The organism is Micromonospora craterilacus (assembly GCF_003236315.1).
In the GTDB taxonomy this organism is placed as follows: Bacteria; Actinomycetota; Actinomycetes; order Mycobacteriales; family Micromonosporaceae; genus Micromonospora; species Micromonospora craterilacus.
Genome location: NZ_POTY01000090.1, coordinates 1 through 25,477, shown reverse-complemented (window position 1 = coordinate 25,477; position 25,477 = coordinate 1). Strand labels below are relative to the sequence as shown.

20 protein-coding genes and 1 pseudogene are annotated in these 25,477 nt (G+C 70.7%); 5 read left to right on the top strand and 16 right to left on the bottom strand.

The genetic code is table 11. The annotated features are described in order from the left end of the window. Positions 1 to 224: pseudogene (locus C1I95_RS35260) on the top strand (WxL protein peptidoglycan domain-containing protein); the annotation flags it as partial. Here the strand turns inward: C1I95_RS35260 and C1I95_RS15935 are convergent. From C1I95_RS15935 to C1I95_RS15915, 5 genes are all read right to left on the bottom strand, one after another. Then, positions 212 to 1,411 carry a metal-dependent hydrolase family protein gene (locus C1I95_RS15935; RefSeq protein ID WP_233513690.1) on the bottom strand — a complete coding sequence of 400 codons (1,200 nt, stop codon included), beginning with the start codon at positions 1,409 to 1,411 and terminating at the stop codon, positions 212 to 214. The pseudogene C1I95_RS35260 and the gene C1I95_RS15935 sit on opposite strands and share 13 nt — an antisense overlap. A 17-nt stretch (positions 1,412 to 1,428) precedes the next feature. After that, complete coding sequence (locus C1I95_RS15930) at positions 1,429 to 2,109, bottom strand: GntR family transcriptional regulator (RefSeq protein WP_111214621.1); 681 nt, start codon at positions 2,107 to 2,109, stop codon at positions 1,429 to 1,431. Between the two features lie 89 nt (positions 2,110 to 2,198). Further along, a complete protein-coding gene (locus C1I95_RS15925) occupies positions 2,199 to 3,578 on the bottom strand; it encodes an aldehyde dehydrogenase family protein (protein ID WP_111214620.1) in 1,380 nt (459 codons plus the stop codon). 17 nt (positions 3,579 to 3,595) lie between these two features. Next, a complete protein-coding gene (locus C1I95_RS15920) occupies positions 3,596 to 4,606 on the bottom strand; it encodes a proline racemase family protein (protein WP_111214619.1) in 1,011 nt (336 codons plus the stop codon). Between the two features lie 17 nt (positions 4,607 to 4,623). Continuing rightward, complete coding sequence (locus C1I95_RS15915) at positions 4,624 to 5,520, bottom strand: dihydrodipicolinate synthase family protein (protein ID WP_111214618.1); 897 nt, start codon at positions 5,518 to 5,520, stop codon at positions 4,624 to 4,626. Between the two features lie 231 nt (positions 5,521 to 5,751). On the opposite strand from C1I95_RS15915, the gene C1I95_RS15910 reads away from it, so the two are divergent. Genes C1I95_RS15910 through C1I95_RS15900 form a run of 3 tightly spaced genes read left to right on the top strand, consistent with a single transcriptional unit; the run spans position 5,752 to position 8,683 of the window. After that, entirely contained in the window at positions 5,752 to 6,951 is a 1,200-nt protein-coding gene (locus C1I95_RS15910) for an NAD(P)/FAD-dependent oxidoreductase (protein ID WP_111214617.1), read from the top strand. Further along, positions 6,948 to 7,217 carry a (2Fe-2S)-binding protein gene (locus tag C1I95_RS15905; RefSeq protein WP_233513689.1) on the top strand — a complete coding sequence of 90 codons (270 nt, stop codon included), beginning with the start codon at positions 6,948 to 6,950 and terminating at the stop codon, positions 7,215 to 7,217. The genes C1I95_RS15910 and C1I95_RS15905 overlap by 4 nt, the downstream gene beginning before the upstream one ends. Then, complete coding sequence (locus C1I95_RS15900) at positions 7,214 to 8,683, top strand: NAD(P)/FAD-dependent oxidoreductase (RefSeq protein WP_199523771.1); 1,470 nt, start codon at positions 7,214 to 7,216, stop codon at positions 8,681 to 8,683. The genes C1I95_RS15905 and C1I95_RS15900 overlap by 4 nt, the downstream gene beginning before the upstream one ends. A 3-nt stretch (positions 8,684 to 8,686) precedes the next feature. Here the strand turns inward: C1I95_RS15900 and C1I95_RS15895 are convergent, their stop codons facing one another. The 6 genes from C1I95_RS15895 to C1I95_RS15870 all read right to left on the bottom strand — a co-directional run bounded on the left by C1I95_RS15895 (position 8,687) and on the right by C1I95_RS15870 (position 16,673). Next, positions 8,687 to 10,831: an alpha-galactosidase gene (locus C1I95_RS15895; RefSeq protein WP_111214616.1), complete on the bottom strand. Its 2,145-nt coding sequence runs from the start codon at positions 10,829 to 10,831 to the stop codon at positions 8,687 to 8,689. Further along, positions 10,821 to 11,915 (bottom strand): ABC transporter ATP-binding protein, encoded by a 1,095-nt coding sequence (locus C1I95_RS15890; protein WP_111214615.1) that lies wholly within the window; start codon positions 11,913 to 11,915, stop codon positions 10,821 to 10,823. The genes C1I95_RS15895 and C1I95_RS15890 overlap by 11 nt, the downstream gene beginning before the upstream one ends. Beyond that, complete coding sequence (locus C1I95_RS15885) at positions 11,915 to 12,934, bottom strand: ABC transporter ATP-binding protein (RefSeq protein WP_111214614.1); 1,020 nt, start codon at positions 12,932 to 12,934, stop codon at positions 11,915 to 11,917. Before C1I95_RS15885 ends, C1I95_RS15890 begins: the two co-directional genes overlap by 1 nt. 4 nt (positions 12,935 to 12,938) lie before the next feature. Then, positions 12,939 to 13,865, bottom strand: a complete 927-nt coding sequence (locus C1I95_RS15880; RefSeq protein WP_111214613.1) for an ABC transporter permease — start codon at positions 13,863 to 13,865, stop codon at positions 12,939 to 12,941. 138 nt (positions 13,866 to 14,003) lie between these two features. After that, complete coding sequence (locus tag C1I95_RS15875; RefSeq protein WP_111214612.1) at positions 14,004 to 15,008, bottom strand: ABC transporter permease; 1,005 nt, start codon at positions 15,006 to 15,008, stop codon at positions 14,004 to 14,006. 6 nt (positions 15,009 to 15,014) lie between these two features. Continuing rightward, positions 15,015 to 16,673, bottom strand: coding sequence for an ABC transporter substrate-binding protein (locus C1I95_RS15870; RefSeq protein WP_158566407.1), 1,659 nt, complete (start codon positions 16,671 to 16,673; stop codon positions 15,015 to 15,017). A gap of 483 nt (positions 16,674 to 17,156) precedes the next feature. On the opposite strand from C1I95_RS15870, the gene C1I95_RS15865 reads away from it, so the two are divergent. Beyond that, positions 17,157 to 19,526 (top strand): M6 family metalloprotease domain-containing protein, encoded by a 2,370-nt coding sequence (locus C1I95_RS15865; RefSeq protein WP_199523770.1) that lies wholly within the window; start codon positions 17,157 to 17,159, stop codon positions 19,524 to 19,526. Positions 19,527 to 19,604: 78 nt separating this feature from the next. On the opposite strand, the gene C1I95_RS15860 is transcribed toward C1I95_RS15865, so the two are convergent. From C1I95_RS15860 to C1I95_RS15840, 5 genes are all read right to left on the bottom strand, one after another. Then, the gene (locus C1I95_RS15860) at positions 19,605 to 20,165 is read right to left on the bottom strand and encodes a redoxin domain-containing protein (protein WP_111214610.1); all 561 of its coding nucleotides are present in this window, start codon (positions 20,163 to 20,165) and stop codon (positions 19,605 to 19,607) included. Next, positions 20,162 to 20,614: a hypothetical protein gene (locus C1I95_RS15855; protein WP_111214609.1), complete on the bottom strand. Its 453-nt coding sequence runs from the start codon at positions 20,612 to 20,614 to the stop codon at positions 20,162 to 20,164. Before C1I95_RS15855 ends, C1I95_RS15860 begins: the two co-directional genes overlap by 4 nt. Before the next feature lie 111 nt (positions 20,615 to 20,725). Next, complete coding sequence (locus tag C1I95_RS15850; RefSeq protein WP_111214608.1) at positions 20,726 to 21,358, bottom strand: hypothetical protein; 633 nt, start codon at positions 21,356 to 21,358, stop codon at positions 20,726 to 20,728. A 39-nt stretch (positions 21,359 to 21,397) separates the two neighbouring features. Next, positions 21,398 to 23,788, bottom strand: coding sequence for a metallopeptidase domain-containing protein (locus C1I95_RS15845; protein ID WP_199523769.1), 2,391 nt, complete (start codon positions 23,786 to 23,788; stop codon positions 21,398 to 21,400). Between the two features lie 163 nt (positions 23,789 to 23,951). Beyond that, the coding region (locus C1I95_RS15840; RefSeq protein ID WP_146605734.1) for an OmpL47-type beta-barrel domain-containing protein at positions 23,952 to 25,477 on the bottom strand (1,526 nt) is incomplete at its 5' end.

Below are 25,477 nucleotides of genomic sequence, written 5' to 3'. Positions count from 1 at the left end.
ACGCCGACATCCGGCAGACCACGACCACCGTCACGGTCTGGACCTTCCCCTGGTCCCAACTGGCCCTCGCCGTCATCCTCGTGGCGCTCGTCCTCACCGTCCGGTTCATCACCCGGCGACGCCGGCAGCGACTCGCGCAGCTGCTCGCCCGCGCCCGGGACGAAGGCCGCGCGGAACGCCGCGGCGCCGATCTGGATGCGTCGCGGGCCGGTCAGACCGGGTGACCGCCCTGGATCACCGTCCGCCGATCCGGCCCGGCCCAGAGCACGGTCGGATCGGCGAACGGGTCGCCGGACAGGATCACCAGGTCGGCGGTGGCGCCGACCGCGACCCGACCGAGGTCCGGCCGGCCGATGATCTCGGCGTTCACGGCGGTGGCGGAGCACAGCGTGGCGAAAGCACCCTCGACCTCGACCTGCAACCGCAACCCGATCAGCTGCTCGTCCTCGAGCGGGCCCATCAGGTCGGTACCGAAACCGATCGGCACTCCGGCCCGGCGCGCGATCTTGATCGCCCCCCGGCCCGCGTCGAGCACCTCACGGTTCTTCTCGCGGCCGGTCCGGCTCAACCCGAAGTCCGCGCCCCGGCGCTCCATGGCGTCGTAGGCCGCGAGGGTGGGCACCAGGAAGGCGGAGTGCGCGGCCATCAGCTGCGCGGTGGACTCGTCGAGCAGGTTGCCGTGCTCGATGGTGCGGACCCCGTTGCTGACGGCGTGGGCGATCGCCGCGGGGGAGTACGCGTGCGCGGCGACGTAGCTCTCCCGCCGGGCGGCTTCGTCGGTGACCGCGCGGATCTCCTCCGGCGAGTACTGCGGCATCCGGATCGGATCGGTGTGCGAGATGACTCCGCCGGACGCCATGATCTTGATGGCGTGGGCGCCGCGCCGGAACCGGTCGCGGACCGCTCGGCGCAGCGCGTCCACGCCGTCCACGACCTCGCCGGTGTGAGCGCCGCAGGCACACAGGTCGGCGTCGCCCGGACGGGGGTCACCGTGCCCACCGGTCTGCGACAGCGCCGGTCCGGTGTAGAGGTAGCGCGGAGCCGGAATCAGGCCACGCGCGATCGCCTTCGCCAGCCCCGGGTCACCGCCGGCGACGTCGCGTACGGTGGTGAACCCGCGCCGCAGGGCGGCTCCCAGTCGCTGTGCGCCGGCCAGGGCGAGGTAACTGAGCGGGCTGGATTCCAGCGCGAGCAGGTCAAGCTCGGTCCCGTACGCATGGAAATGCGCGTCGATGAGCCCGGGAATCACCGTGCCGCCCCGCGCGTCGATGACCCGGTCCACCGACCGGTCGGCCTCGCCGATCGCCACGATGGTCCCGTCCACGATCTGGATCGGGCCCTCGGTCAACTCGCCGGAGACGCCGTCGAAGACCGTCGCGTTGACGATGGTGAGCCGGCTCGACTCGGTCACGCGATCCACGTCCTTCCTCATTCCTCGGGGCGCTCCGCCCGGCCCGCCCAACGGCCCCGCACGTGCCCGATGTGGGCCCGCATCAGCCCTTCCAGGCCACGCCGGTCGCCGGCCTCGATCAGGTCGAGCATCTCGATGTGCTCCTGCGCGGAGGGCACCAGCTTCCCGGTCTCGGCGAGGCGGGTGAGCCCGAACAGCCGTGACTTCGCCCGCAGCTCACCGACCAGCGAGACCAGATGGCTGTTGCCCATCAGGGAAAGCAACTCCAGGTGGAACTGCCGGTCGTGCTCGATGTACGCGATCAGGTCCTTGTCCTCGGCCGCGTCGACGATCCGTTGCGCGATCGGCCGCAGCCGGGCCAGATCCGCAGCGGTGGCCACGTCGATCACCCGGACGGTGGTCGGCACCTCGATCAGCTGCCGGATCTCGGTGAGGTTGTCGAGTTCCTGCTCGGACAGCTCGGTGACCCGGAAACCCTTGTTGCGTACCGTCTCGACCAGGCCCTCCTTGACCAGGTCGAGCATCGCCTCCCGAACCGGCGTGGCGGAGACGCCGAACTGGGCGGCGAGGGTGGGCGCGGAATAGACCTCGCCGGGGCGCATCTGGCCGGCCACGAGCGCCGCCCGGAGGGCGTGGGCGACCTGCCCGCGCACGCTCATTCGTGCCCCCAGCGCCGGCAACTCCAACGATTCAGTCATTCATGCCCCAATTCTCTATAGTCGGGCATGGTATGCGAAGCCGCCGAACCCGGCATACGCCGCTTGGCCGAACGCCGGCGCCATGAGGGTCAACTTCCCGCCGGAACGACGGTCACGGTGTGCAGGGCGGTGTAGAAGTCCTGGGCTGCCTTGCCCTGCTCGCGGCCGCCGAAGCTGGAGTCCCGCTCGCCGCCGAACGGCAGGTAGAAGTCTACGCCCGCGGTCGGCGCATTGACCTTGATCTGTCCCGCCGCCAGCCCGTCGGCGAACCGCAGCGCGGCGTCCAGGTCGGCGGTGAAGACCGAGGCGGCGAGCCCGTACCGGACGTCGTTGGCGGCGTGCAGCGCCGCGTCGACGGTGTCGACCCGGCTCAACGTGCAGATCGGCCCGAACACCTCCTCCCGGTTGAGCAGGTGGTCCGTCGGCAGGTCGGTCAGCACCGTCGGGCCCACGAACCAGCCCGGCCGCTCGATCGCCCGGCCGCCGGTGAGTACCCGGCCACCGGCGGCGACGCCGCTGTCCACCGCGTCGAGCACCCGGGCCCGCGCGGCCGGCTCGATGACCGGCCCCACGACGGTGTCCGGTGCCGCGGGATCGCCGCACGCCAACGCCGAGGCGGCGGCGACCAGCGCGTCGGTGAAGTCGGTCGGGTCACCGACCACGATGATCCGCTTGGTGGCGGTGCACTTCTGCCCCGCGTACCCGAACGCCGCGTAGGCGACCTGCCGGGCGACGGATTCGACGTCGACGTCCGGCAGGACCACGGCCGGGCTGTGGCCGCCCATCTCGCACTGCACCGGCACGCCCCGGGCCACCGCGGCGGACCCGACGGTGCCGCCCACCGCGGCGGAGCCGGTGAACGAGATGACGTCACCCGCCGCGACGACCGCCTGGCCCGCCTCGGCGTCACCGGGCAGCACCGCCAGGAGCCCCTCGGGCAGGTACGGCGTGATCAGCTCGGCCAGCCGCAGCGCGCACGCGGTCGCCTGCGGTGCCGGCTTGAGCAGCACGGCGTTGCCGAAGGCCAGTGCCGGCGCGGCCTTCCACAGTGGGATGGCCAGCGGGAAGTTCCACGGGGTGATCAGACCCGCGACCCCGCGCGGGCGACGCCGGGTGTACGCCAACCCCCGGCCGCCGCTCGGATCGTGCACCGCACCGGTCGGGTCGTACACCTGCTGGGCGTAGTACCGCAGCAGCGCCATCGACCGGGCCACCTCGCCGCGTGCCTCGGTGACCGGCTTGCCCACCTCACGCACGGTCAACTCCACCAGTTCGGCCGAGGCGCCGGCCACCGCGTCGGCGGCCGCGTGCAGGGCGGCCGCCCGTTCCGCGGGCGGCGCCGCGGCCCAGCCGGGCTGCGCCGCTCGGGCGGCCGCGGCGGCCTTCCCGACATCTCCGGCGGTCGCGGCGGGGACCGACACGACGACATCGTCCGGGTTCTGGGGGGAGACGGACTGCACGACGGACATGGGAACTCCAGCGCTGGTCAGAGCAGGAAACCGGTGGGGAACGGGTCGGTGGGATCGAGGAAGTACTGCGCGGTGCCGGTGATCCAGGCCCGGCCGGTGACCGTCGGGATCACGGCCGGCCGGTCGCCGACGGTGGTGCGGTCGATCAGCCGGCCGACGAACCGGCTACCGATGATCGATTCGTTGACGAAGTCGGCGTGCAACGCCAGCTCGCCCCGGGCGTGCAGCTGGGCCATCCGGGCGGATGTGCCGGTGCCGCAGGGGGAGCGGTCGAACCAGCCCGGGTGGATGGCCATCGCGTGCCGGGAGTGCCCGGCGTCCGACCCGGGCGCCGCGAGGTAGACGTGGTGGCAGCCGGCGATCTTGGAGTCCTCCGGATGGACCGGCTTGATCTGTTCGGTCACCGCGTCCATGATGGCCAGTCCGGCGTCGAGCATGCGTTGCCGGACGCGGGCGTCGCTCGGCGTGAAGGGGATGCCCAACTGGTCGAGGCCGAGGATGGCGTAGAAGTTGCCGCCGAAGGCGAGGTCAAGGGTGACCGGGCCGAGCCCGGGCACCTCGACCGTCGCGTCCAACTCCTGCACGAAGGCCGGTACGTTGCGCAGCGTCACCGACTCGGCGCGCCCGTCGCGTACCGCCACCTCGGCCGTGACCAGCCCGGCGGGGGTGTCGAGCCGGATCACGGTCACCGGCTCGGTGACGGTCACCATGCCGGTCTCCACGAGGACCGTGGCCACCCCGATGGTGCCGTGCCCGCACATCGGCAGGCACCCGCTCACCTCGATGTAGAGCACCCCCCAGTCGGCGTCCGGCCGGGTCGGCGGCTGCAGGATCGCCCCGCTCATCGCCGCGTGCCCGCGGGGCTCGGACATCAGCAGGGTACGGATGTGGTCGAGGTGGGTGATGAAATGCCGGCGACGTTCGGCCATCGAGTCGCCGGGGATGACACCGATGCCGCCGGTTATCACCCGGGTCGGCATGCCCTCGGTGTGCGAGTCGACCGCGTGGAAGACCCGGTTACTGCGCATCTACTATCGCCCTTCCGTCACCGGCCGCCGGCCGCTACCGCCTTCTCGGTGGCTTCCCGGACGATGCTCGCCTGCGCCTCGGTGAGCGGTACCCGGGGCGGGCGGCACGGTCCGCCGTACCGTCCGACGATGTCCATCGAGAGCTTGATGGCCTGCACGAACTCGGTCTTCGAGTCCCACCGCAGCAGCGGGTGCAGCGCCCGGTAGAGCGGCAGCGCGGTGGCCAGGTCACCGCTTGCGGCGGCGTTGAACAGTTGCACGCTGGCGCGCGGCAGGGCGTTGACGTAACCGGCGATCCAGCCGGGCGCGCCGGCGATGGCAAGCTCCAGCGTGACGTCGTCGGAGCCGGCGAGCACGTCCAGGTCGGGCGCCACCTCGGCGATCTCGTAGCTGCGCCGGACGTCGCCGGTGAATTCCTTGACGCCGACGATGAGCCCCTCGCCGTGCAGGCGGGCGAGCATGGCCGGGCTGAGGTCGACCTTGGTGTCGATCGGGTTGTTGTACGCCACCACCGGCACGCCGACCTTCGCGACCTCCCGGTAGTGCTCGAGCACGGCCCGCTCGTCGGCCCGGTAGGCGTTCGGCGGCAGCAGCATCACCGCCGCGCAGCCGGCCTCGGCGGCGTCCTCGGCCCAGCGCCGTGCCTCCAGCGCGCCGTACGCCGCGATGCCGGGCATCACGGTGAAGCCCTCCGGGGCGGCATCGACCGCGACACGGACCAGTGCGCTCCGTTCCTTCTCGGTGAGGGTCTGATACTCGCCGAGTGAACCGTTCGGAGTCACCCCGTCGCAGCCCTCGGCTGCCAGCCATCCGACGTGCTCGGCGTACCGGTCGAAGTCGACCGCCAGGCGGTCGTCCAACGGCACCGTCGTCGCCACCAGCACGCCGTGCCATGGCTTCAATCGCGCGCGCATCGAGTGCTCCTTATCCTCCGGTCCCAATGGGCCCAGTCGAGCCGAACGTGGACGTCGGCCGCCGTCACAGCGGAAGGTACCGCAGGCGAGGGCGTACAATGTCACACTACAACAGCGCAAGCAAACGCTTCCAGCCGCATCGCCGCCCCGAGGTGCACATGCCCGACCCCGCTCCCGTGCCGCCGGCCTGGCCGGATGCCACTGCGAACCGACGGCCCGGGCGGTCGAACCATGCCTGACCGGCCTCCGCGCACACCGACCTCGACCACCTCCGATCTCGTCGTGGTCGGTGCAGGAATCGTAGGCGCGGCCTGCGCCTACCACGCCACCCGAGTCGGCCTGTCGGTGACCGTGGTCGACAGCGGACCGATCACCGGCGGGACGACCGGGGCGGGCGAGGGCAACATACTGCTCTCCGACAAGGAGCCCGGTCCCGAACTCGACCTCGCGCTGCTGTCCAACCGGCAGTGGCGGAGCCTGGCCGACCTGCCGCTGGACGGCACCACGTTCGGCCGGGCGGTGGAGCTGGAGACCAAGGGTGGCCTGGTGGTCGCCACCGGCCCGGCGGCCCTGGCCGGCCTGACCCGGCTCGCGGCGCAGCAGCGGGAACTCGGGGTCGAGGCCATCGCCGTGCCCGGGGACCGGCTGCCGGACTTCGAGCCGCACCTGACCGACGACGTCGCCGGCGGCTACCGGTACCCCCAGGACATGCAGGTGCAGCCGATGCTCGCGGCCGCACACCTGCTGCGCCTGGCCCGCCGGGCCGGCGCCACTGTGCTGACCCACGAGCCGGTCACCGGCTTGCTCCGGGACGGCGAGCGGGTGACCGGGGTACGCACCCCGCGACGCGACATCCCCGCCGGTGCCGTGCTCAACGCCGCCGGCACCTGGGCCGGCGAGATCGCCGCCCTGGCCGGCGTCCGGGTCCCGGTCGCGCCCCGGCGCGGCTACATCCTGGTCACCGAGCCGCTCCCGCCGATCATCCGGCACAAGGTGTACCTCGCGGACTACGTGGCCGACGTGGCCAGCGACTCGGCCGCCCTGCAGACCTCGACGGTGGTGGAGGGGACTGGTGCCGGCACGGTGCTCATCGGCGCCAGCCGGGAGCGCGTCGGATTCGACCGGACGATCTCGCTACCCGCCCTGCGGCAACTCGCCGCCGGCGCGGTACGGCTCTTCCCGGTCCTGCGCGACGTGGCGGTGATCCGGGCGTACCGCGGGTTCCGGCCGTACTGCCCCGACCACCTTCCGGTGATCGGGCCGGACCGGCGCGCACCAGGGCTGCACCACGCCTGCGGCCACGAGGGTGCCGGCATCGGCCTGTCGCTGGGTACCGCGCGACTGGTCGCCCAGAGCCTGATCGGCGAACCGCCCGAGATCGACCTGCACCCGTTCCGCCCCGACCGCTTCGGCCCGGAGGTGCCCCGGTGAGCCGCCCCCACGAGTTCGAGATCCTGTTCGACGGCACGCCGCTGCCCTGCCGGGACGGCTGGACGATCGGCGCGGCGCTGACCGCCGCCGGGGTGCGGTCCTGGCGGACCACCCGCCACGGCCAGCGGCCCCGCGGCCTGTTCTGCGGCATCGGGATCTGCTTCGACTGCCTGGTCACCGTCAACGGCCAACCCTCACTGCGGGCCTGCCTCGTGCCCGCCAACCCGGGCGACGACGTCCGCACCCAGGAAGGAACGGCACGGTGACCGAGCATCGCGTGGACCTCGCCGTCATCGGTGCCGGACCGGCCGGTATGGCGGCCGCCCTGGCCGCGGCCGAGGCGGGGACGCGAGTGGCGGTCATCGACGCCGGCGTACGCCCCGGCGGGCAGTACTGGCGGTCTCCGGCCCCCGGTGCCGGCCCGTTCCGGCCGGCCACCCTGCACCACGGGTGGCGCCGGTTTACCTCGACCGACACCCGGCTGACCGAACTGGCCGGCACCGGCCGGGTGCTCCGGCTGGCCGGGCACCACGTGTGGTCCATCCTGCCGGCCGGCGACGAGTGGTCGGTGCACTGCGTGCTGGGCGCCGAGCCCCGGCAGCACGGCACACCCGCACCCGTCACCGTGCATGCCCGGCGGCTCGTCATCGCCACCGGCGCGTACGACCGGCAACTGCCGTTCCCCGGCTGGGACCTGCCCGGCGTGATCACCGCCGGTGGGGGACAGGCACTGCTCAAGGGGAACCTCGTGGTGGCCGGTCAGACCGTGGTGGTCGCCGGCACCGGGCCGTTCCTGCTGCCGGTGGCCGACGGGCTCGCCCGGTACGGCGCCCGGGTGGCCGCGGTCATCGAGGCGAACAGCCCGCTCGCCTTCGCCCGTTTTCCGCGTGCGGTGCTCGGCGCGACCGGCAAGCTCGGCGAGGCGACCGGGTACGCCGGGCGGCTGCTGCGGCACCGGGTCGCCGTGCGTCACCGGCACGTCGTGCTCCGCGCCCTCGGTACGGACCGGCTGACCGGCGTGCTGGTCGGCAAGCTGGACCGGGCCGGACGGGTGCGGGCCGGCACCGAGCGGGAGATCGCCTGCGACGTGCTCGCCGTCGGCTGGGGCTTCACCCCGCAGCTGGAGCTGCCGCTCCAACTCGGTTGCGCGACCCGGGTGGACGTCGACGGCAGCCTGGTGGTGACCGTCGACGAGGACCAGGCGACCAGCGTCGCCGGGGTGTGGGCGGCCGGCGAGGCAACCGGCGTCGGTGGCGCCGACCTCGCCACGGTCGAGGGCCGGCTCGCCGGCCTCGCGGCGGCCGCGTCATTCGGCGCCGACGAGGTCGGCGACGACCGGGCGCTGCGCCGACGGCGGACCTCGCTGCGCGGTTTCGCGTCCGCCATGCACCAGGTCTATCCGATCCCGCAGGTCATGCTGGAGCGGTGCTCCGACGAGACCCTGGTCTGCCGGTGCGAAGAGGTGGACGCGGGCACAATCCGGCGGGCCGTGGTGGAGCTGGGCGCGACCGAGGCCCGCATCGTCAAGCTGCTCGCCCGGCCCGGCATGGGTTGGTGCCAGGGCCGGGTGTGCGGATTCGCCACCGCCTGCCTGACCGCCCGGCACGCCGGCCGGCCCGTCGCCGAGGCGGACCTGCGGGCCTTCGCGGACCGGGTGATCGCCGCGCCCACGCCCCTCGGTCAGCTGGCGACGTGGCCCGGCGACGAGCCCCCGGCCGGTGACGGCGGATAGCGCCTAGGGCTCGCCGACGACGTCCAGACGGACCAGCATGGCCTGTTCGGGGGCCAGCACCGGGGGCGGCAGCCCGACCACGCCGAGCACCCGGCCGCTCACCTCGATCGTGCCCGAGGCGAACCAAGCCGGCTCGGCCCGGCCGGCCATGGCGGGCCGCTCGATCCGGTCGACGAGCGTGACCCGGTACGACCGGTGCGGGTCGAGGCCCGGCATCCGCCACGGGGCTGGCACCGCGTCGACGGCGGTGGCGAGCTGCGCGTACGCGAACACGGCCGCCGAACGGTCCGCCGACACCACCCCGTGCGCCCAGGCCGACGGGTCCGGGTGGTCGACGCGGACCACCGAGCCGGTGTGCAGCAGCGGCCGCAGATCCCGGTACAGACCGATCGCCCGGCGCAGCTGCCGACGCTCCTCCTCGGTGGCGGTGGAGATGTCCCACTCCAGGCCGAAGTGGCAGAAGATCGCGGTTGCCAGCCGGAACGACAGGTCGTGGGTGCGTGATGTGGTGTGCGACCGCGGCGGCCCGACATGGGAACCGATCAGTTCCGGGGGAAGGAACAGACCGGTCCAGCGCTGGATCGCCTGGCGCTCGAGCGCGTCGTTGCAGTCGCTCGCCCACACCCGGTCGGTGTGCTCCAGGATCTGCAGGTCGATCCGGGCACCGCCGGAGGAACAGCTCTCGATCTCCACCCCAGGGTGCCGGGCCCGCAATTCGGCGAGCAGCCGGTACACCGCGAGCGTCTGCTCGCGTACCGAGGCCCGGCCGTCCTGGCCGGCGTCGACCAGGTCGCGGTTGTGGTCCCACTTGAGATAGTCGATGTGGTGGTCCCGCAACAGATGGTCGAGCCGGTCCAGGATGTATCGGTAGGCCGCCGGGTGCGCCAGGTTGAGGACCTGCTGGCGGCGGACGGTGACCGGCATGGCCCCGGGTGCCGGGCCGAGCACCCAGTCCGGGTGCGACCGGAACAGGTCGGAATCCGGGTTGACCATCTCCGGCTCGACCCACAGTCCGAACTCCATGCCCAACGCCTCGACGTGGTCGATCAGCGGCGCCAGGCCGTCCGGCCAGACCGCCGGATCGACCGACCAATCGCCCAGGCCGGCGCCGCTGTGGCGGCGCCCGAGGAACCAGCCGTCGTCCAGCACGAACCGCTCCACGCCGACCTCGGCCGCTGCGTCGGCCAGTGCGCGCAGCCGGTCGTGGTCATGATCGAAGTAGACGGCCTCCCAGGTGTTCAGCACGACCGGTCTCGGCCGGGTCGGCCCGGGATGGTGTGCCCGCGCCCGTAGCCACTGATGAAAGCCGGCACTCAGGCCGTCCAAGCCGCCGGCGCTGTAGCCGGCGTAGAGCCAGGGCGACCGGTACGTCTGCCCCGCAGCCAGGATCACCTCACCGCTGAGCAGCAGCTCGCCACCGCCCAGCGTCGACCGGCCATCGGGGGTTCGCTGGGCGTACGTGACGTGGTTGCCGCTCCACGCGACGTGGACCGCCCACACCTCGCCACCACCGAACCCGAAGCCGCGGACGCCGGCGACCAGTCCGATCGTGGCGTCGTGCCCGGTACGGCCGCGCCGGTTCTCGCGTACCCAGGCACCCCGGTCGAAGGGCCGGCGCTGCGGGTGGCGTTCGCGCGCCCACCGGCCGGTGAAGTCGAGCAGTTCCTCGGCGTGCGGGGGCACCGGCAGGGCCACCTCGAGTCCGTCCAGGACGTACGGGGTGGTGGCGATGTTCGTCAGCTGATGGCGTACCCGTGCCAGCCCCGACGGCGTCAACTCCACCTCGGTCACCAGCTCCACCTCGGCGCGCCCGTCCACCGCGGTGAACCTCGCCGTACCGGGACCGACCGTGACGTCGGCCAGCGCGAAGGCCGACGACCAGTGCGCACCCGCGCGGTGTCCCCGCAGCCCGGGGCGGCCCATGTGGCCCGTGCTCGCCTCGGGCAACATCGCCAGCGGCACCGCCGGATCCGGCGAGTTGACCGTCAGCGCCTCGCCGAAGCCCGGCCCGACGTGGCGGGCGTCCGCGTCGCCGAGTTCGGCGCCCCAGTGCCGCACCACCGGCAGCCCCGGACCACGGGCGTCGACGACGATGCTGACGCCACCGGCGCGCAGATGAGCGATGCCCGGGTCGAGGTCACCGCCCACCCGGGGACCGCCTGGAATCCAGCAGCTCGGCGGGCTCGTGCTGGCTGACCGTCGCCGTGGATCTCGGCGCGGCGGTGGTCGACGGCTGGATCCGGCCAGCCGCGATGTCCTCCGCGTAGTGGCAGGCGACCTGGTGCCCGCCGGTCAGCGTCCGCAGCGCCGGCCGCTCCTCCGCACAACGGCTGGCCTGCCGCCACGGGCAGCGGGTGTGGAAGCGGCAGCCGGCGGGTGGATTGGCCGGGGACGGCAGGTCGCCCTGGAGCAGGATCCGGTTGCGGCCCACCTCGACCGCGGGGTCCGGCACCGGTACCGCCCCCATCAGGGCCTTCGTGTACGGGTGGGTCGGGCTCCGGTAGAGCTGGTCGGCGGGCGCCTGCTCGATGATCGACCCCAGGTACATGACCGCCACGGTGTCGCTGATGTGCCGGACCACGGCGAGGTCGTGGGCGATGACCAGATAGGTCAGCGAGAACCTCTCCTGCAACTCCTTGAGCAGGTTGATCACCTGCGCCTGGACGGAGACGTCCAGTGCGGACACCGGCTCGTCGGCGACGATCAGCTTGGGGCTCAGCACCAGGGCCCGGGCGATGCCGATCCGCTGTCGTTGACCGCCGGAGAACTCGTGCGGGTAGCGTTCCAGTGCCGTCGCCGGCAGGCCCACCACCTCCAGCAGCTCCCGGATCCGCCGCGCGTGTTCCACCGGCCCACCGGGGATCTTGTGGGCGCGCAGCGGCTCGGTGAGCAGCGACTCCACGTTCTGCCGGGGATCCAGGCTCGCCATCGGGTCCTGGAACACCATCTGGAAGTCGCGGCGCATCGGGCGCAGCCTGCGCTCGCTGAGCCCGAGGAGATCCTGGCCGTCGAGGGCGACGCTGCCGGCGGTCGGCTCGACCAACCGCATGATGGCGCGGGCAAGGGTGGACTTGCCGCAGCCGGACTCGCCGACCAGCCCGAAGGTGGTACCGGCCGCCACGTCCAGGTCCACCCCGTCCACCGCCTGCACCGAGCCGTGCTGTCGGGTGAACAGGTTGCCCGCCTTGATCGGGAAGTGCACCTTGAGATCGCGTACCTGGAGCAGGCTCATCACGCACTCACCTCGCGCCGGTCGGTGCCGGGGGCGGGCGCCGGCTGGTTCATCGGTCGGGGGCAGCGGACCTGTCGGGGTGGCCCGTCGCTGAGATCCAGCACCGGGGGCGGGCCGCCCAGGCAGGCGTCGACCGCGTGGTCGCAGCGGGGCTGGAACGCGCAGCCGTGCTCCCAGGCCACCACGTCGCGCACCGAACCTCGGATCGTGTGCAACCGGCCGTGATGGTCGTCGTCGATACGCGGGATCGAGCGCAGCAGACCGTCGGTGTACGGGTGGGCGGGCCGCGCGAAGAGGCCGGCCGCCGGGGCGGATTCCACGATCCGGCCGGAGTACATGACGTGCACCTGTTCGCACAGGCCGGCCACGACCCCCAGGTCGTGCGTGATCATCACCAGCGCGGACCCGCTCTCCTCGACCAGATCGCGCAGCAGGTCGAGGATCTGTGCCTGGATGGTCACGTCGAGCGCCGTGGTGGGCTCGTCGGCGATGAGCAGCCGCGGCCGGCAGGCGATCGCCATGGCGATCATCACCCGTTGCCGCATGCCGCCGGAGAGCTGGTGCGGGTACTCGCGCAGCCGGCGTACCGGATCGGGGATCCCGACCCGGTCGAGCAGTGCGATCGCGTCGTGTCTGGCCGCCGTGGTCGACTTGCGGTCGTGTCGGACGATCACCTCGACGAGCTGCCGCCCCACGGTGACCACCGGGTTGAGAGAGGTCATCGGATCCTGGAAGATCATCGCGACGTCCCGGCCGCGGACGTCGCGCATCTGCCGCGCGGGCAGCGTCAGCAGCTCCTGGTCACCGAGCATGATGCTGCCGGTGACCCGCACGTTGCGGGCGGGCAGCAACCGCATGACGGCCAGTGAGGTGACCGACTTGCCGGAGCCGGACTCGCCGACGATCCCCACCGTCTGGCCCGACGCCACGTCGAAGCTCACGCCGTCGACCGCCCGCACCGGCGGCTTTCCGGGCCGGCTGAACGTGACCGTGAGGTCCCGTACGCGCAGAAAACTCATCAGCTCACCGCCGCAGCTTGGGGTCGAGGGCTTCGCGCAGCGACTCCCCGACGAGGGTGAAGCCGAGCGCGGCGAGGACGATCGCCAGCCCCGGGTACAGCGCCAGTTGCGGGGCGGAGGTCAACGCGACTTGGGCGTCGGTCAACATCCGCCCCCATTCCGGCGCCGACGGATCGCTGCCGGACAGGCCGAGGAAGGCCAGCCCGGCCGCCTCCACGATCGCCAGCGCTAGGGTCAGCGTGCCCTGCACGATCACCGGGGTGAAGGAGTTCGGCAGCACGTGCCGGAAGACGATCCCGGCCCGGGAGATGCCCAGCGAACGCGCCGCCAGCACGTAGTCGGCGGCGCGTTGCCCGAGCATCTCCCCCCGGAGCAGGCGCGCGAAGATCGGGATGTTGACGACCGCGATGGCGATCATCACCGAGGTGAGGCTCTGCCCCAGCATCGCGGCGATCGCGATGGCGAAGAGTAGGCCCGGTACGGACAGCATGATGTCCACCAGGCGCATGACGAGCGCGTCGACCCAGCCACCGAAGGCGCCCGCGAGCAGCCCGATGGACACCCCGACGGTGGCGCCGATGGCCAGCGAGACCACGCCGATCAGCAGCGACTGCCGGGCGCCGTACACGAGCCGGGAGAAGACGTCCCGGCCCAGCGGATCGATGCCCAGCCAGTGCTCGGCGGACGGTCCGGGATAGACGCCGGGGCGGACCTCGGACAGCCAGGAGTTGTCCTTCGGCGAGTACGGCGCGATCCATGGCGCGAAGACGGCGACCGCGACGAACACCAGGATCAACACGAAACCGACGATGGCCATCGGGTTCCGCAGCAGCCGCCGCATGGCCTCACCGCGCAGGCCGCGCGTCGGCCGTGCCTCTTTGACCACTTCGTCACCCGGCCGGGCCGCGCCGACCTGTTCCTCCACGCTCATGCCGCCCCTCCGCTGCGCTGCGGGCCGGCATTTTCACGGCGTTGATGATTCGCTCGCTGCCGCTCGCTCATGCCGCCCCTCCGCTGCGCTGCGGGCCGGCATTTTCACGGCGTTGATGATTCGCTCGCTGCCGCTCGCTCATGAGACCCTCACCCGGGGGTCGAGCAGCCCGTAGATGATGTCGACGATCATGTTGATGAGTACGTAACTCACGGCGATCACCAGGATGAACCCTTGAATGGTCGGGAAATCGCGTTGGACGATGCCGTCGGCCATGAACTTCCCCACGCCGGCGAAGGCGAATACGGTCTCGGTCAGCACGGCGCCGGCGAGCAGTACGCCCATCTGCAGGCCGATGACGGTGGTCACCGGCAGCATCGAGTTCCGCAGCACGTGCCGGCGTACGACCGTGCCGGGCAGCAGGCCCTTGGCCTCGGCGGTCCGGACGTAGTCCTCGTGCAGGACGTTGAGCACCGAGGCGCGGGTCATCCGGACGATCACGGCCAGCGGGATCGAGGCCAACGCGATCGCGGGCAGGATCAGGTGGGTCAGGGCGTCCCAACTCGCATTCAGGTCGCCGGTGAGGATTCCGTCCAGGACGTAGAAACCGGTGGGATGTTCGGTTCGCGCCCGCGCATCGGCCCGGCCGGCGGTCGGCAGCCAGCCGAGCTGAACGGCGAAGACGAGCTTGAGCAGGTAGGCCAGGAAGAAGATCGGCACGGTCACCCCGAGCAGGGACGCCGACACCAGCGCGCTGTCCAGCCAGGTCCCGTACCGGCGGGCGGCCAGGTAGCCCAGCGGGATGCCCACCGCGACAGCGATGAGGAGCGCGGCGACGGCCAGCTCGATGGTGGCCGGGAAACGGCGCGCCATCTCCTCGATGACCGGCTGGCCGGTCTGCAGGGACGCGCCGAAGTCCAGCCGGACCGCCCGCCCGAGGAACTGAACGTACTGTTCCCAGAGCGGGCGGTCCAGGCCGAGCTGCGCCTCGATCTGTGCGACGGCCTCCGGTGTGGCCCGTTCCCCGAGCAGGGCCTGGGCGGGCCCGCCGGGTAGCGCGCGTACCCAGGCGAACAGGAGGATCGACAACCCCAGCAGGATCGGAATCAGCTGAAGCAGCCGCCGAACCACAAAGCGAAGCACGAGATGTCAGCCTTCGATGTTGACGATCTTGAAGTATTCGAGGCTGACCGGGGACGGCTGGTAGCCGACCACGTTCTTGCCCAGGGCCAGTAGCGGCCGGTTGTGGACGAAGGGCACGCCGGGGATGTAGTCGAAGATGAGCTGGTTGGCTTCCTCGTACTGCTTCTGCCGGGTGGCCTGGTCGGTCTCCGCCAGCGCCTTGTTGAGCAGCCCCTGGATGCCGGGGTCGGTCAGGTTGAACTGGGGAGTGGTCTCGCGGAAGAAGGTGCCCACGAAGTTGTCCGGGTCGGCGTAGTCACCGCTCCAGCCCAGCAGGAAGAGCTGGCCCTTGCCGTCGCCCTGGATGCCCTGCAGGTAGTCCGGCGTCCACGGGACGGTCTTCGGGACGATGGTGAACCCGACCTTCTCCAGGTCCGCGGCGAACGACTCGTACACCGCCTGGGGGTTCGGCATGTACGGGCGAGAGACGTTGGCCGGGTACCAGAACTCCAGCTTCAGGTCCTTCTCGCCGGACTCGGCGATGAGCTGCTTGGCCCGGTCGGGGTTGTACTCGTAGCCCGCGATGCCGGGGTTGTAGCCCCACTGCGACGGCGGCAGGAACTGGTTGGCCACCTCGGCGCCTTCCGGGTACGCCGCGGAGAGCAGACCCTGGCGGTTGAGGGCGTGGGCGATCGCCTGCCGGATCTTCTGGTTCTTCAGCAGCGGCACCTTCTGGTTCATGCCGACGTACCCGACGTTGAAGGCCGGCCGCTCGACCACCTGGCCGACGCTGCGCACGGCCTCGATGTCGGCTGCCGCGACGCCCTCGTAGGCGTCGATCTCGCCGGCCTGCAACGCCTGCATGCGGGCGGTCGCGTCGGCGATCGGCCGGAAGATGATCTCGTCCAGCGCGGGCCTGCCCTCGCGGTAGTTCGGGTTCGCCTCCAGGATCAGCCGCTCGCCCCGCTCCCAGCTGACGAACTTGAACGGGCCGGTGCCGGCCACCACCTTGGTGCCGAAGCCGCCGCTGTAGGCGATCGAGTCACCGCTGACCGTGAGGTCGGTCCCGCCGTCCGCGATCGCCTTCGGGCTGGCGATGGCGAAGGCGGGCAGCACCAGGCCGGACAGCAGCGCGGACGACGGCTGGGTCAGGCGCAGCGTGGCCACCGAGTCCTCGGTGGCCTCACAGGCGGCGTAGCGGCTGGTCTTCGGCGCCGACTCGGTGTCCTGGGTGGCGAAGCCGCCGAAGATGGTCTGCCAGTAGTACGAGATGTCGCCGTTCTGTTGCGGGCCCTTGAAGTTGTACCACCGGTCGAAGTTGTAACAGACCGCCTTGGCGTTGAACGGCTCTCCGTCGTGGAAGGTGACGTCCTTCGCCAGATTGAAGGTGTAGGTCAATCCGTCGTCGCTGACCGTCCAGTCGGTTGCCAGCGACGGGACGACGTCGGTCGTTCCCGGCTTCAGGGCAACCAGCGTCTCGTAAACCTGGAAGATGACCCGGAACGACTCCCCGTCGGAGACGTACGCCGGGTCCAGGGTCTTGGGGTCGTCGGAGGCGCCGAAGACGAAGGTCTTCCGGTCTCCGTCCCCGCTCGAAGTGGTGCCACTGCAACCGGCGGCTGCGGCGAGCAGCCCCGCAGCGGCCGACAGGGCGACCAGTCGCCCAACTCTGCCGTACACACGCATGTCATCCTCCTTGGCTGTCCGTCGCGCGAACCGCTGAGCACGGTCGGCCATCCCTTGTGGATCTCCGCACGAGCCCGGGCCGGGACGGTTGCCGGTGGGACGCCGAGATCCGGGGTGGACGTGAGGCGTGGCGAACGGGTTGCTCATCGCATACCTGGGCGGGGGTGCGGTGCACCTCCGTGAGGGTCAGCTTTGCCAGGCAGACTAACCACCGTTAACGGCTGGTGCAATGTACAATTGCAACCTCGTGTTCCAATCGTGACCCCGGAGCGGGACACCCCACCGCACGGACCGCGACGAACGGCACCCATCTGCCCGGGCGGCCACCCGACCCACCGAGCGACCCCCACATCCACAAGCGACCCCCGCCGTACCACGACATGCACTCGCCGCAGGGCGAGGAGCGGCGACGGTATCGAGTGGCCTGCTTCTGTGCCATCGCTGGTGCGGCGGAACCCACCGACTCACCGCAGGGAGGACACTGTGTCCTGGAGACCGGGAACAAACCGACGGCGCTGGGCGGCGCTCGTGCTCGCCGTGCTCGCCGCGAGTGCGCTCGTCGCACCACAAGCCGCCAGCGCTCAACCGCCGGCGTCCACACCGGAGCTCGTGCCGCTCGATCCGCAGAACTGGGACAACCAGTACGACCTCACCTGGGACGACTTCACGCCCGTGCCCGGAGTCGACTGGACCGACCCGCAGCGCACGCCGTCGGTGCGGCGTTGGAAGGCCGCGCTCGTCGTCCTCGACTACCCCAACATGCCGTTCCAGATCACCCAGGCGCCGGGCTCGACGGTATTCGGCAACCCCATCGGGGTCGGGAACGTGCCGCGCGACGGCGTCGCGGCGTTCTACCGCGACCTGCTCAACAAGCCCGGACCGTTGAACCACCGGCAGACGCTGAACTCCTACTGGATGGAGGTCTCGTACGGCAAGTACGGCGTCGACCTCGATGCCTTCGGCTCCTACCAGCTGCCCCGCAACCACTTCGAGTACGGCAACTCCCCGTACGGCAACGCGAGCAGCTGCCCGCCCCGCTTCACCTGCAACGGAAACTTTGCCCAGGACGCCCGTAACCTGTGGGTCGCCGACGTCGGCACGGCCGTCGCCAACTCGTACGACCAGGTCTTCTACATGGGCGCCGGCCTCGACGAGTCGACCGCCTGGCAGGTCTTCGGTGAGATGATGTTCGCCTCGCCCGAGGACGTACCGGACGAGTTCGGGCCGCCGCGGGAGTTCGACCCGGACGGCACGATGACCAACTGGATGCCGACCCGGTACATCCCGTGGACCTCGTGGGCGGCCGGTTCGTTCACCTGGGCCAGCGCGGGGAACCGATCCGCCAACATGGCCGAGTCGTCCGGCACCGCCGGGTACGCGCACGAGTTCAGCCACATTCTCGGCATCGGCGACAACTACAACGGTGCATTCGCGGTACCCGCGCAGCGGACCTTCACCGGGCAGTGGGACATGATGAGCCAGGGATCCTGGAACGGCCCCACCGGTATGCACACCCGCTGGCGGGTGCCGGCCGACGGGGGATCAACGGTCGGACCACACCACAACATCCGGAACAAGCTCCAGCTCGGCCTGGCCACCACGGCGGACATCGTGGACCTCAACAGGAACGGGCTGGCAGGTTCGGGAGTCGTCGTCGCCAAGGTGCGGGCCCGAGCGGTCGGCCCGAAGGCGGACGAACTGCTCGGCGTGCGGATCGCCCTCGACGGTGCGGCACCGCTCGACCGGACACCGTCGTGTCACCCGTCCACCGGCGGGCTGAACTGCGCGGGAAACAGCGACTACCGGCACTACACCATCGAGACCGTGCAGCAGATCGGCGTCGACTCCTTCGTACCCGGCAACGGGGTGATCATCAACAAGACGAAACCGCAGGCCACCAACTGCGGCACCGCCTCGTGCTTCGCCTGGACCATTGACCCGAAGCCCGAGGACATCGGCATGGTCGACTTCTACCAGCCGGACGGCACACCGCGCATGGTGGTGCCGGGTGATCCCCGGCAGCTCAACGACGCGACGTTCAACGTGGGGACCAACTCGGGCACCGAGTACGAGTGGGTGGACCCGCACAACCGGCTGCACTTCTACATCATCGATCTCGTGGTCGACGCCGACGGCATCCGGACCTACACGGTGGCCGTACGGTCCCTCGACGGCGCCGGGCCGCACGAGCGCGGCGTCCGGGTCGATCCCGGCAGGGCTGAGCCGAACCCCTCCGGAACGGCCGCCACCTGCACGTTCCGCCTGAACAACACGGGCGCGGCAGCCGCCGTCGACCGTGGACTGCACCCCAGCGACGTCGGCGACAAGGTACGGGCCGACGTGTACCGGCTGTCGGTCGAGTCGTCCGGGTCGGGCTGGCGCGCGGAACTCTACAACGAACTCGCCACCGCCCAGTTCGGGCAGAGCGTGACCGTGCCGGTGCACGTCATGCACGGTCCCGGGGCGGCGAACGAGACGACGGTGACGTTGAGCGCGGTCTCCGAGAGTGATCCGACCGCTCGGTCGACCGGCACCTGCACGGTCACCCCCGACCCGACGCCCACCTGGGACGTCGAGGTCGAGGCTCGTGCGCAGTGCATCGGCGCCAACGCCTACGTCTCGGTCAACGCCCGTAACGGCGACGACGTGCCGCTCACCGTGGAGCTGATCACGCCGTACGGCTCGCGGACGGCGACCGGCATCGCCCCGGGCAAGGCCGCCTACCAGGCGTTCAACACGCGAGGTGGGTCGATACCGGCTGGCACGGCGACCGTGAAGGTCACCGGGACGCTCGACGGAGCGCCGGTGACCGGGCAGATCGAGGCGCCGTACGGCGCGGGCAACTGCCGCTAGTTAGGGTTCCGGTAGACGAAACCGGCGGCGGCCCGCACGGGCCGCCGCCGGTTTCTCGTTCCTACTGCCGACCAGTTCCTACCTGGTGACCAGGTCGTTCATCTGCGCGCGCAGCGTGTCGGTGCCGCCGGGCCAGCCCCGTAGCAGTTTGCCGCCCTTGCTCACCAGCGCGATCAGCGGCGGCTCCTCGACCCGGTACTTCTGCCAGATCTGTCCGCTCCGGTCGATCCCCACCGGATGCTTGACCCCGTTGTCGCGGACGTACTCGCTCATCCGCTCGACGGTCGCGTCGTTGCCCACGCCGACGAAGAGGATCGCATCCCGGTAGTCCTCGACGAGCTGGTTGATCTCCCGCTGCTGCTCGGTGCAGAGCGTGCACCAGGGTTCGAGGAAGACCAGGACGACCGGTCGGCGGTCCCATTGTTCCGACATGTTCAGGACGGCGCCGTCGAGCAGTTCCAGGGCGAATCCGGGGGCGCGCGGAGCGCTGGTGGGCGGCGCGACGAAGGTGACGCCGTCGGGTACCGGGCCCGGGAGGACCGCCGACGGAGGCTGGCTGGCGTCGCCGGCCGAACCGGTGCAGCCGCCGAGCGCCAGGGCGACGACCAGCATCGCCGATGGAAGAACAGAGCGCCTCATGACACCACCACCTCGCCCGCGAACTCGGCGGTCTCGCTCTTCTTGATCGGTACGCCCGGCCGCCCGTCGAGCACCAGGAGGTGCCCTTCGACCTGCTCTTCGGCTTCGACCTCGAGCCGCATCACGCACAGGGTCGGCTCCCGCCGGACGTTGCTGTTGAAGTCGACGTCCATCGCCTTCTCGGAGGTCCCGGAGGGGAGCGTGCCCCGAGCGATCTCGCGGCCCTCGTCATCCTGGATGACGAACGGCGCCTCGGCGTGGGCGAAGCGGTACGGCCCGGCCCCGGCGCAACTGGTGCCGGCCGGGCGCAGGCTCCAGTCGGGAATGGTCAGCCGGACCACCTGGGTTTTCGCGGGAGCGGCGGGTGGATCGGCGTTGCCGGAGCAGCCGCTGCCGAGCGTCACGCTGAGCGCGACGACGCCGAGCAGGAGGACTTGTGGTCGGGTCATCGTGGCATCTCTCCCCACGGCACCGGCAGGCCCGGCACGGTTCGGATCATGGCGGAGTCCTCCGACGCAAAGGGGTGGGGGGCCACGTCGCCGTGGCCCCCCACCGGTCCATTACTCGAACAGGGACAGGGTCAGCGTCGAGGTGTACGCACCCGCGGCGACGTCCGCCGGGGTCCGCAGGAACAGGTCGGCGTTGACCGAGTAGGCGTCACCGGCGACCGCGCCGGAGTCGAAGGTCGAGACGAGGAGTTCCTGGTCGACCAGACCCACGTTGTTACCCGGCTGGGTCGCCTCGTCGAGGACGGTCACGACCTCTTCGCCCTCGGACACCAGGCCGGTGTCGCCGCCGTCGATCAGACGCGGCTTCCAGCCCAGGTGCCCGGCACCGATCGGCGCCTGACCGGCACTACCGACGAAGTCGGTCGCGCTACCCAGCACCGCCCACGCCGCACCCGCCGGCACCTCATCCGCCGTACGCGTGTCCGTCACCGTCACCGTCGGCAGGGTGCCGACAAACTGACGGACCAGCAGGGTCGAGCCGTCCTCGGCCAGCGCGACCGAGTCACCGGCGATCGACATCGCCAACACACCCGGCTCCCTGATCGGCTCGATATCCACCGTCACCCGCACATCCGACTCGTCACCAGGCTCGGCCAGAGCCGGCGACCCGATCGCCACCGAACCGGCCAACATGGCACCCGCGGCACCCGCCGCGAACAGCCGCTTACGATTCCATGTATTCACTTCGATCCTCCGCTATCACTCGTCGTTGTCGTTCCGGGATCAGTTGGCGCAGTCGATGGCCGGGTGTTGCGCGGTGACCACGGACGTCACCTGCTCGCCGTTGATGGAACCGGTGGCGCGGACGGTCGCCGTGCCGGCCGCGATCGAGGTCGATCGGGTGGCGAACTGCTGGTAGGCGTTCCCGGTCGGTGCGACGTTGGTGAAGGACTTGTCGCCGTAGGTCGTCTCCAGGGCGATGGTCACCGGCCCGTCGTGGTCGTTGCGGGCCTGCACCGCGACGTACGCCTTACCGGCGACGCACCGGGCCTGGGCGGTGGCCGTGACGGACACCTCGCGCGGCGTGGTGTCCCGGACGTGCACGTCGCAGGTCACGCTGGTCGACTTGCTCGGGTCGCTCTCCGAGGTCGCGGTCAGGGTGACCGTGGTCTGGTTGGCCGATCCCGGGTTCCGGCTGGCGTAGACCGGCACGTCGACGGTGCCGCCGGCCTTCGCCGAGACGACCTCGTACGGCATCCAGGCCGTCCAGCCCTCGCCAACGGAGTTCGCCGAGAGCCGATACACGTCGGAGTCGACGTACGTCGACACGTCGCGCGGATGCCCGGCGGTGACGCCCGCCGCTCCGGTGTTGGTCAGCGGGAAGGCGCACCGCGCCGTCCGCGACGGCTGCACGCCGTCCTTCACCGGCTGGCCCACCGCGACGCCACGCGCGTTCGGCCCGGCCCCGTCCAACGACCGGACGGCCACCGTGTACGACAGCACGCCGTCGGCGTCCCGACGCAGGTCCAGCACGTAGACGTGCAGCCGGTTGGCCTCGTCGACGTACTCGTACTTCGAACCGGAGTCGGTGCCGGCGTGGAACAGCGCGTCGTTGAGCTGCCGGTGGTCGGCGATGGTGGCCATCACCGGGCTGCCGTCCGGCGCGTAGTAGTCGACCATCTCGATGTCCTGCGGGTTGGCGTCGACCACCCAGTTGAAGCAGTTGTAACCGCAGGTGTTGCCCTCGCGGGTCTTGTTCTTGGCGATCAGGACGCCGTTGTCGGGGGTGAACGAGTCGAAGCCCATCCGGTCCACGACCTCGACGGTGTAGTCGTCCCAGCCGGTGTTGCCGTGGCAGTACGGATCCGTGTTGATGGTGCAGTCGGGAGTCCGGTCGGGACGACCGGTGCCGTCCAGGCCGATCCGTACGCCGGAGACCCCCTCGGGCCCCGGGTCGACCGCACGCGCGGTGACCTCGGCGACCACGACGCCGGAGTCGGCCAGCGCCTGCCGGCTGAGCCGGAGCACGTTCGCCGCCGGCACGATGTTCATCGTTATCCTGTTGCGCAGCATCAAGCCGGCCGGGCTCCAGCCGCCCTGGTTCGGCGGGACGACCCAGCGCATGTGGTGGCCGCCGGGACCGTTGAACGAACCGCGGTCCATCATGTCCCAGGGCGCCGAACCGACCCGGTGGAAGGGCGACGGCGGGTTCTCCCGATGGGAGAACGGGTTGTTGTTGTTGTCGCCCATGCTGAAGAAGAAGTGGCCCATCTCGTGGGTGATGGTGCCGGAGCTCTCACCCTGCCGGATCGACGCCTGCCCCCAGTGCTGGGCCGCCGCCTTCCAGGACGTCCACTCGACGTAGCGGGTGGGGGCCCAGTTGGGCATGCTCTCGGAGCCGGGGATGTGCTTCGGGCCCCACTCGTCGGGGATGTCCTCCTTGTTGAGGAACATCATCTCGCCGAACTCCTGCCAGATGCTGGTCTCGTCGTAACCGGCGTAGACCCGCAGGATGACGTCGTACCCACAGTTGCCGGTACAGCCGCGGTCGGCCCGCCAGGCGTTGGCCGCATCGTTGTTGAGGTTCCCGTTGCAGGTGAAGCCCCTCGGGCAGGCCGACTGCTGGTTGAACTCGTTCAGCCCGTACTCGAAGAGGTTGCGCGGCATCCGGTAGGGGCCGAACGCGTCGAGCTCACTCACCCCGAACTGGCCACGGCTCTGCTCCATCCAGTACTCGTGGATGGTGCGCCCGTGGTTGAGTTCGCCGGGGTTCATGTAGTAGTCGCGGTAGAACTCCGGGACGGCGTTGCGGGAGATCGGGTCGATCTGCGGGTTGCCGAACAGGTCGCTCTTCTTCGGCTGGGTCATGACGAACGGCTGGTCGGGGAAGTCGACCGCCACCAGCGCGATGCGCAGACCCCGTACTGACGGCTTGATGTTCGGATCGTTCCAGTTCGTGTTCGGGATGTCGTTCCAGTCATCCCACGTCATGTCGTACTGGTTCTTCCAGTTCTGCGGGTCGACGGGCTGGAGCGCGTTCGGCGGGTTCACCGGCGGCGCGGCGTGCCCGGGCATCGCCGGCGTCGCCAGCAGAGTCAGGGCGCTGGCCGCGGCCACCAGATATCGCAACCTGCGCCGCCAGGGGGTGGGTTTCGGGAGGTACTCGTCTGTCACGACGTCTCCTTCTGCATCGACAGTTGTCGGGCCATCCGGGGAAAACGTCTTGCGATTCCGTGTTCAGAGAGACCGTCAATAGGGCTGGCGGGCTGTGCCGCGCCCTATTGACGGTCTCTCTTTTCGATGCCCCGTCGTCACTCGTCGTCGTTGTTCCGGGGGATCAGTTGGCGCAGTTGACGCCCGGGTGTTGCGCGGTGAAGACGGTCGACATGTCCGCGCCGTTGACGGAACCGGTGGCGCGGACGGTCACCGTGCCGGCCGCGAGCGAGGCCGTCCGGGTGGCGAACTGCTGGTAGGCGTTTCCGGTCGGCGCGACGTTGGTGAAGGACTTGTCGCCGTACGTCGTCTCCAGGGCGATGGTCACCGGCCCGTCGTGGTCGTTGCGGGCCTGCACCGCGACGTACGCCTTACCGGCGACGCACCGCGCCTGGGCGGTGGCCGTCACCGGCTGGCCGAGGTTCCGGAAGGTGAGGTCGTTCGCCTCTTCGACGTTGCCGTTGTGGTCGGTCGCGCGGTAGCTGATCGTGTGTTGGCCCGCGGTCAGCACCGGGAACGGCTCGTCATAGGTCTCCCACGGGCCGCTGTTCAGCCGGTACTCGATCCGGTTCACACCGGAGCCCCAGCCGTCCTCCGCCGAGAGCCGGACGGTCGGATTGACGTACCAGTCACCCTGCCTCGGCGGGTCCTGCGTCAACTCGATGGTCGACGTGGGTGCGTCGACCTCGATCTTCTTCAGGGCGGAGCGGAGGTTGGGCAGCGGGCCGATCTGCTGAACGGTGTTGCCGCCCTGCGGGGTCCCGGTTTCCTTGAGCAGCTCGGCGATCTGCGCGGCGCTCCAGACCTCCTGGTCGGTGGCCTTCAGGTAGGACTGGATGGCCACGACCGCGCTGGTGACGATCGGTCCGGCGCCGGAGGTGCCACCGAACGACCGGGTGTACCGGATGTTGATGTTGGCCGGAGTGGTCCCGCCCTGGAGGTTGCCGTTGCTGCCGGTGGTGGTGATGTTCTGGCCCCAGCCCTGCAGGTCGACGCGCGAGCCGTAGACGGAGAAGCTCAACCGTTCCCGGGTGGTGTTGCTGCCGGCGCCGACGATGATCGCGCCCGAGTCGCGGACGCTCCGGTTGAAGCGCCCGAGGAACTCCGGGCCGTCCAGGTTCTCGCCCCCGTTGCCGCCGGTGGCAACCACCGTGACCCCGAGCTGTGTGAGCAGCACGGTGGCGTCGAACGCGGACTGCATCCATTCGATCGGCACGTACCGGGTACCCCCGTTCGGGCCGACGGTCTGCTGCTCGATGAGCAGCGCGTCGCCCGGCTCAAGGAACTGCGACGCGTACACCATCGCCTCGGCGGGCACCCAGCTCGTCCGGCTGGGAGTGACCTGCCGGACCGGGGACATGCCGTACATCGTGGCGTCCGGCACCCCGCCGGTGATGCCGTACCCGTTGTCGCGGGCGACCAGTTGGCCGAAGACGGCGGTCCCGTGTTCGTCGGCGAACGTGGTGACCCGTGGGAACGCGGTGCCACCGAGGTCCGTGGACCAGTCGAGCTGGAGATCCTCGTGGAACGGGTTCCAGTCGTACTCCAGGTCGACGATCCGGATTCCGGCGCCCCGGGTGCGCGGGTCCCGGTGCGCGAAGTCCGCGTCGATGCCCTCCGAAGCCGGGCGGAGGTAGCCCTGCATGGGGG

What these genes read in the sequence shown, in the direction of transcription:
- C1I95_RS15930 (WP_111214621.1), bottom strand. Translation starts at nt 2,109, where the DNA reads ATGACTGAATCGTTGGAGTTGCCGGCGCTGGGGGCACGAATGAGCGTG.
- C1I95_RS15925 (WP_111214620.1), bottom strand. Translation starts at nt 3,578, where the DNA reads ATGTCCGTCGTGCAGTCCGTCTCCCCCCAGAACCCGGACGATGTCGTC.
- C1I95_RS15920 (WP_111214619.1), bottom strand. Translation starts at nt 4,606, where the DNA reads ATGCGCAGTAACCGGGTCTTCCACGCGGTCGACTCGCACACCGAGGGC.
- C1I95_RS15915 (WP_111214618.1), bottom strand. Translation starts at nt 5,520, where the DNA reads ATGCGCGCGCGATTGAAGCCATGGCACGGCGTGCTGGTGGCGACGACG.
- C1I95_RS15910 (WP_111214617.1), top strand. Translation starts at nt 5,752, where the DNA reads ATGCCTGACCGGCCTCCGCGCACACCGACCTCGACCACCTCCGATCTC.
- C1I95_RS15890 (WP_111214615.1), bottom strand. Translation starts at nt 11,915, where the DNA reads ATGAGCCTGCTCCAGGTACGCGATCTCAAGGTGCACTTCCCGATCAAG.
- C1I95_RS15885 (WP_111214614.1), bottom strand. Translation starts at nt 12,934, where the DNA reads ATGAGTTTTCTGCGCGTACGGGACCTCACGGTCACGTTCAGCCGGCCC.
- C1I95_RS15880 (WP_111214613.1), bottom strand. Translation starts at nt 13,865, where the DNA reads ATGAGCGTGGAGGAACAGGTCGGCGCGGCCCGGCCGGGTGACGAAGTG.
- C1I95_RS15870 (WP_158566407.1), bottom strand. Translation starts at nt 16,673, where the DNA reads ATGCGTGTGTACGGCAGAGTTGGGCGACTGGTCGCCCTGTCGGCCGCT.
- C1I95_RS15860 (WP_111214610.1), bottom strand. Translation starts at nt 20,165, where the DNA reads ATGAGGCGCTCTGTTCTTCCATCGGCGATGCTGGTCGTCGCCCTGGCG.
- C1I95_RS15855 (WP_111214609.1), bottom strand. Translation starts at nt 20,614, where the DNA reads ATGACCCGACCACAAGTCCTCCTGCTCGGCGTCGTCGCGCTCAGCGTG.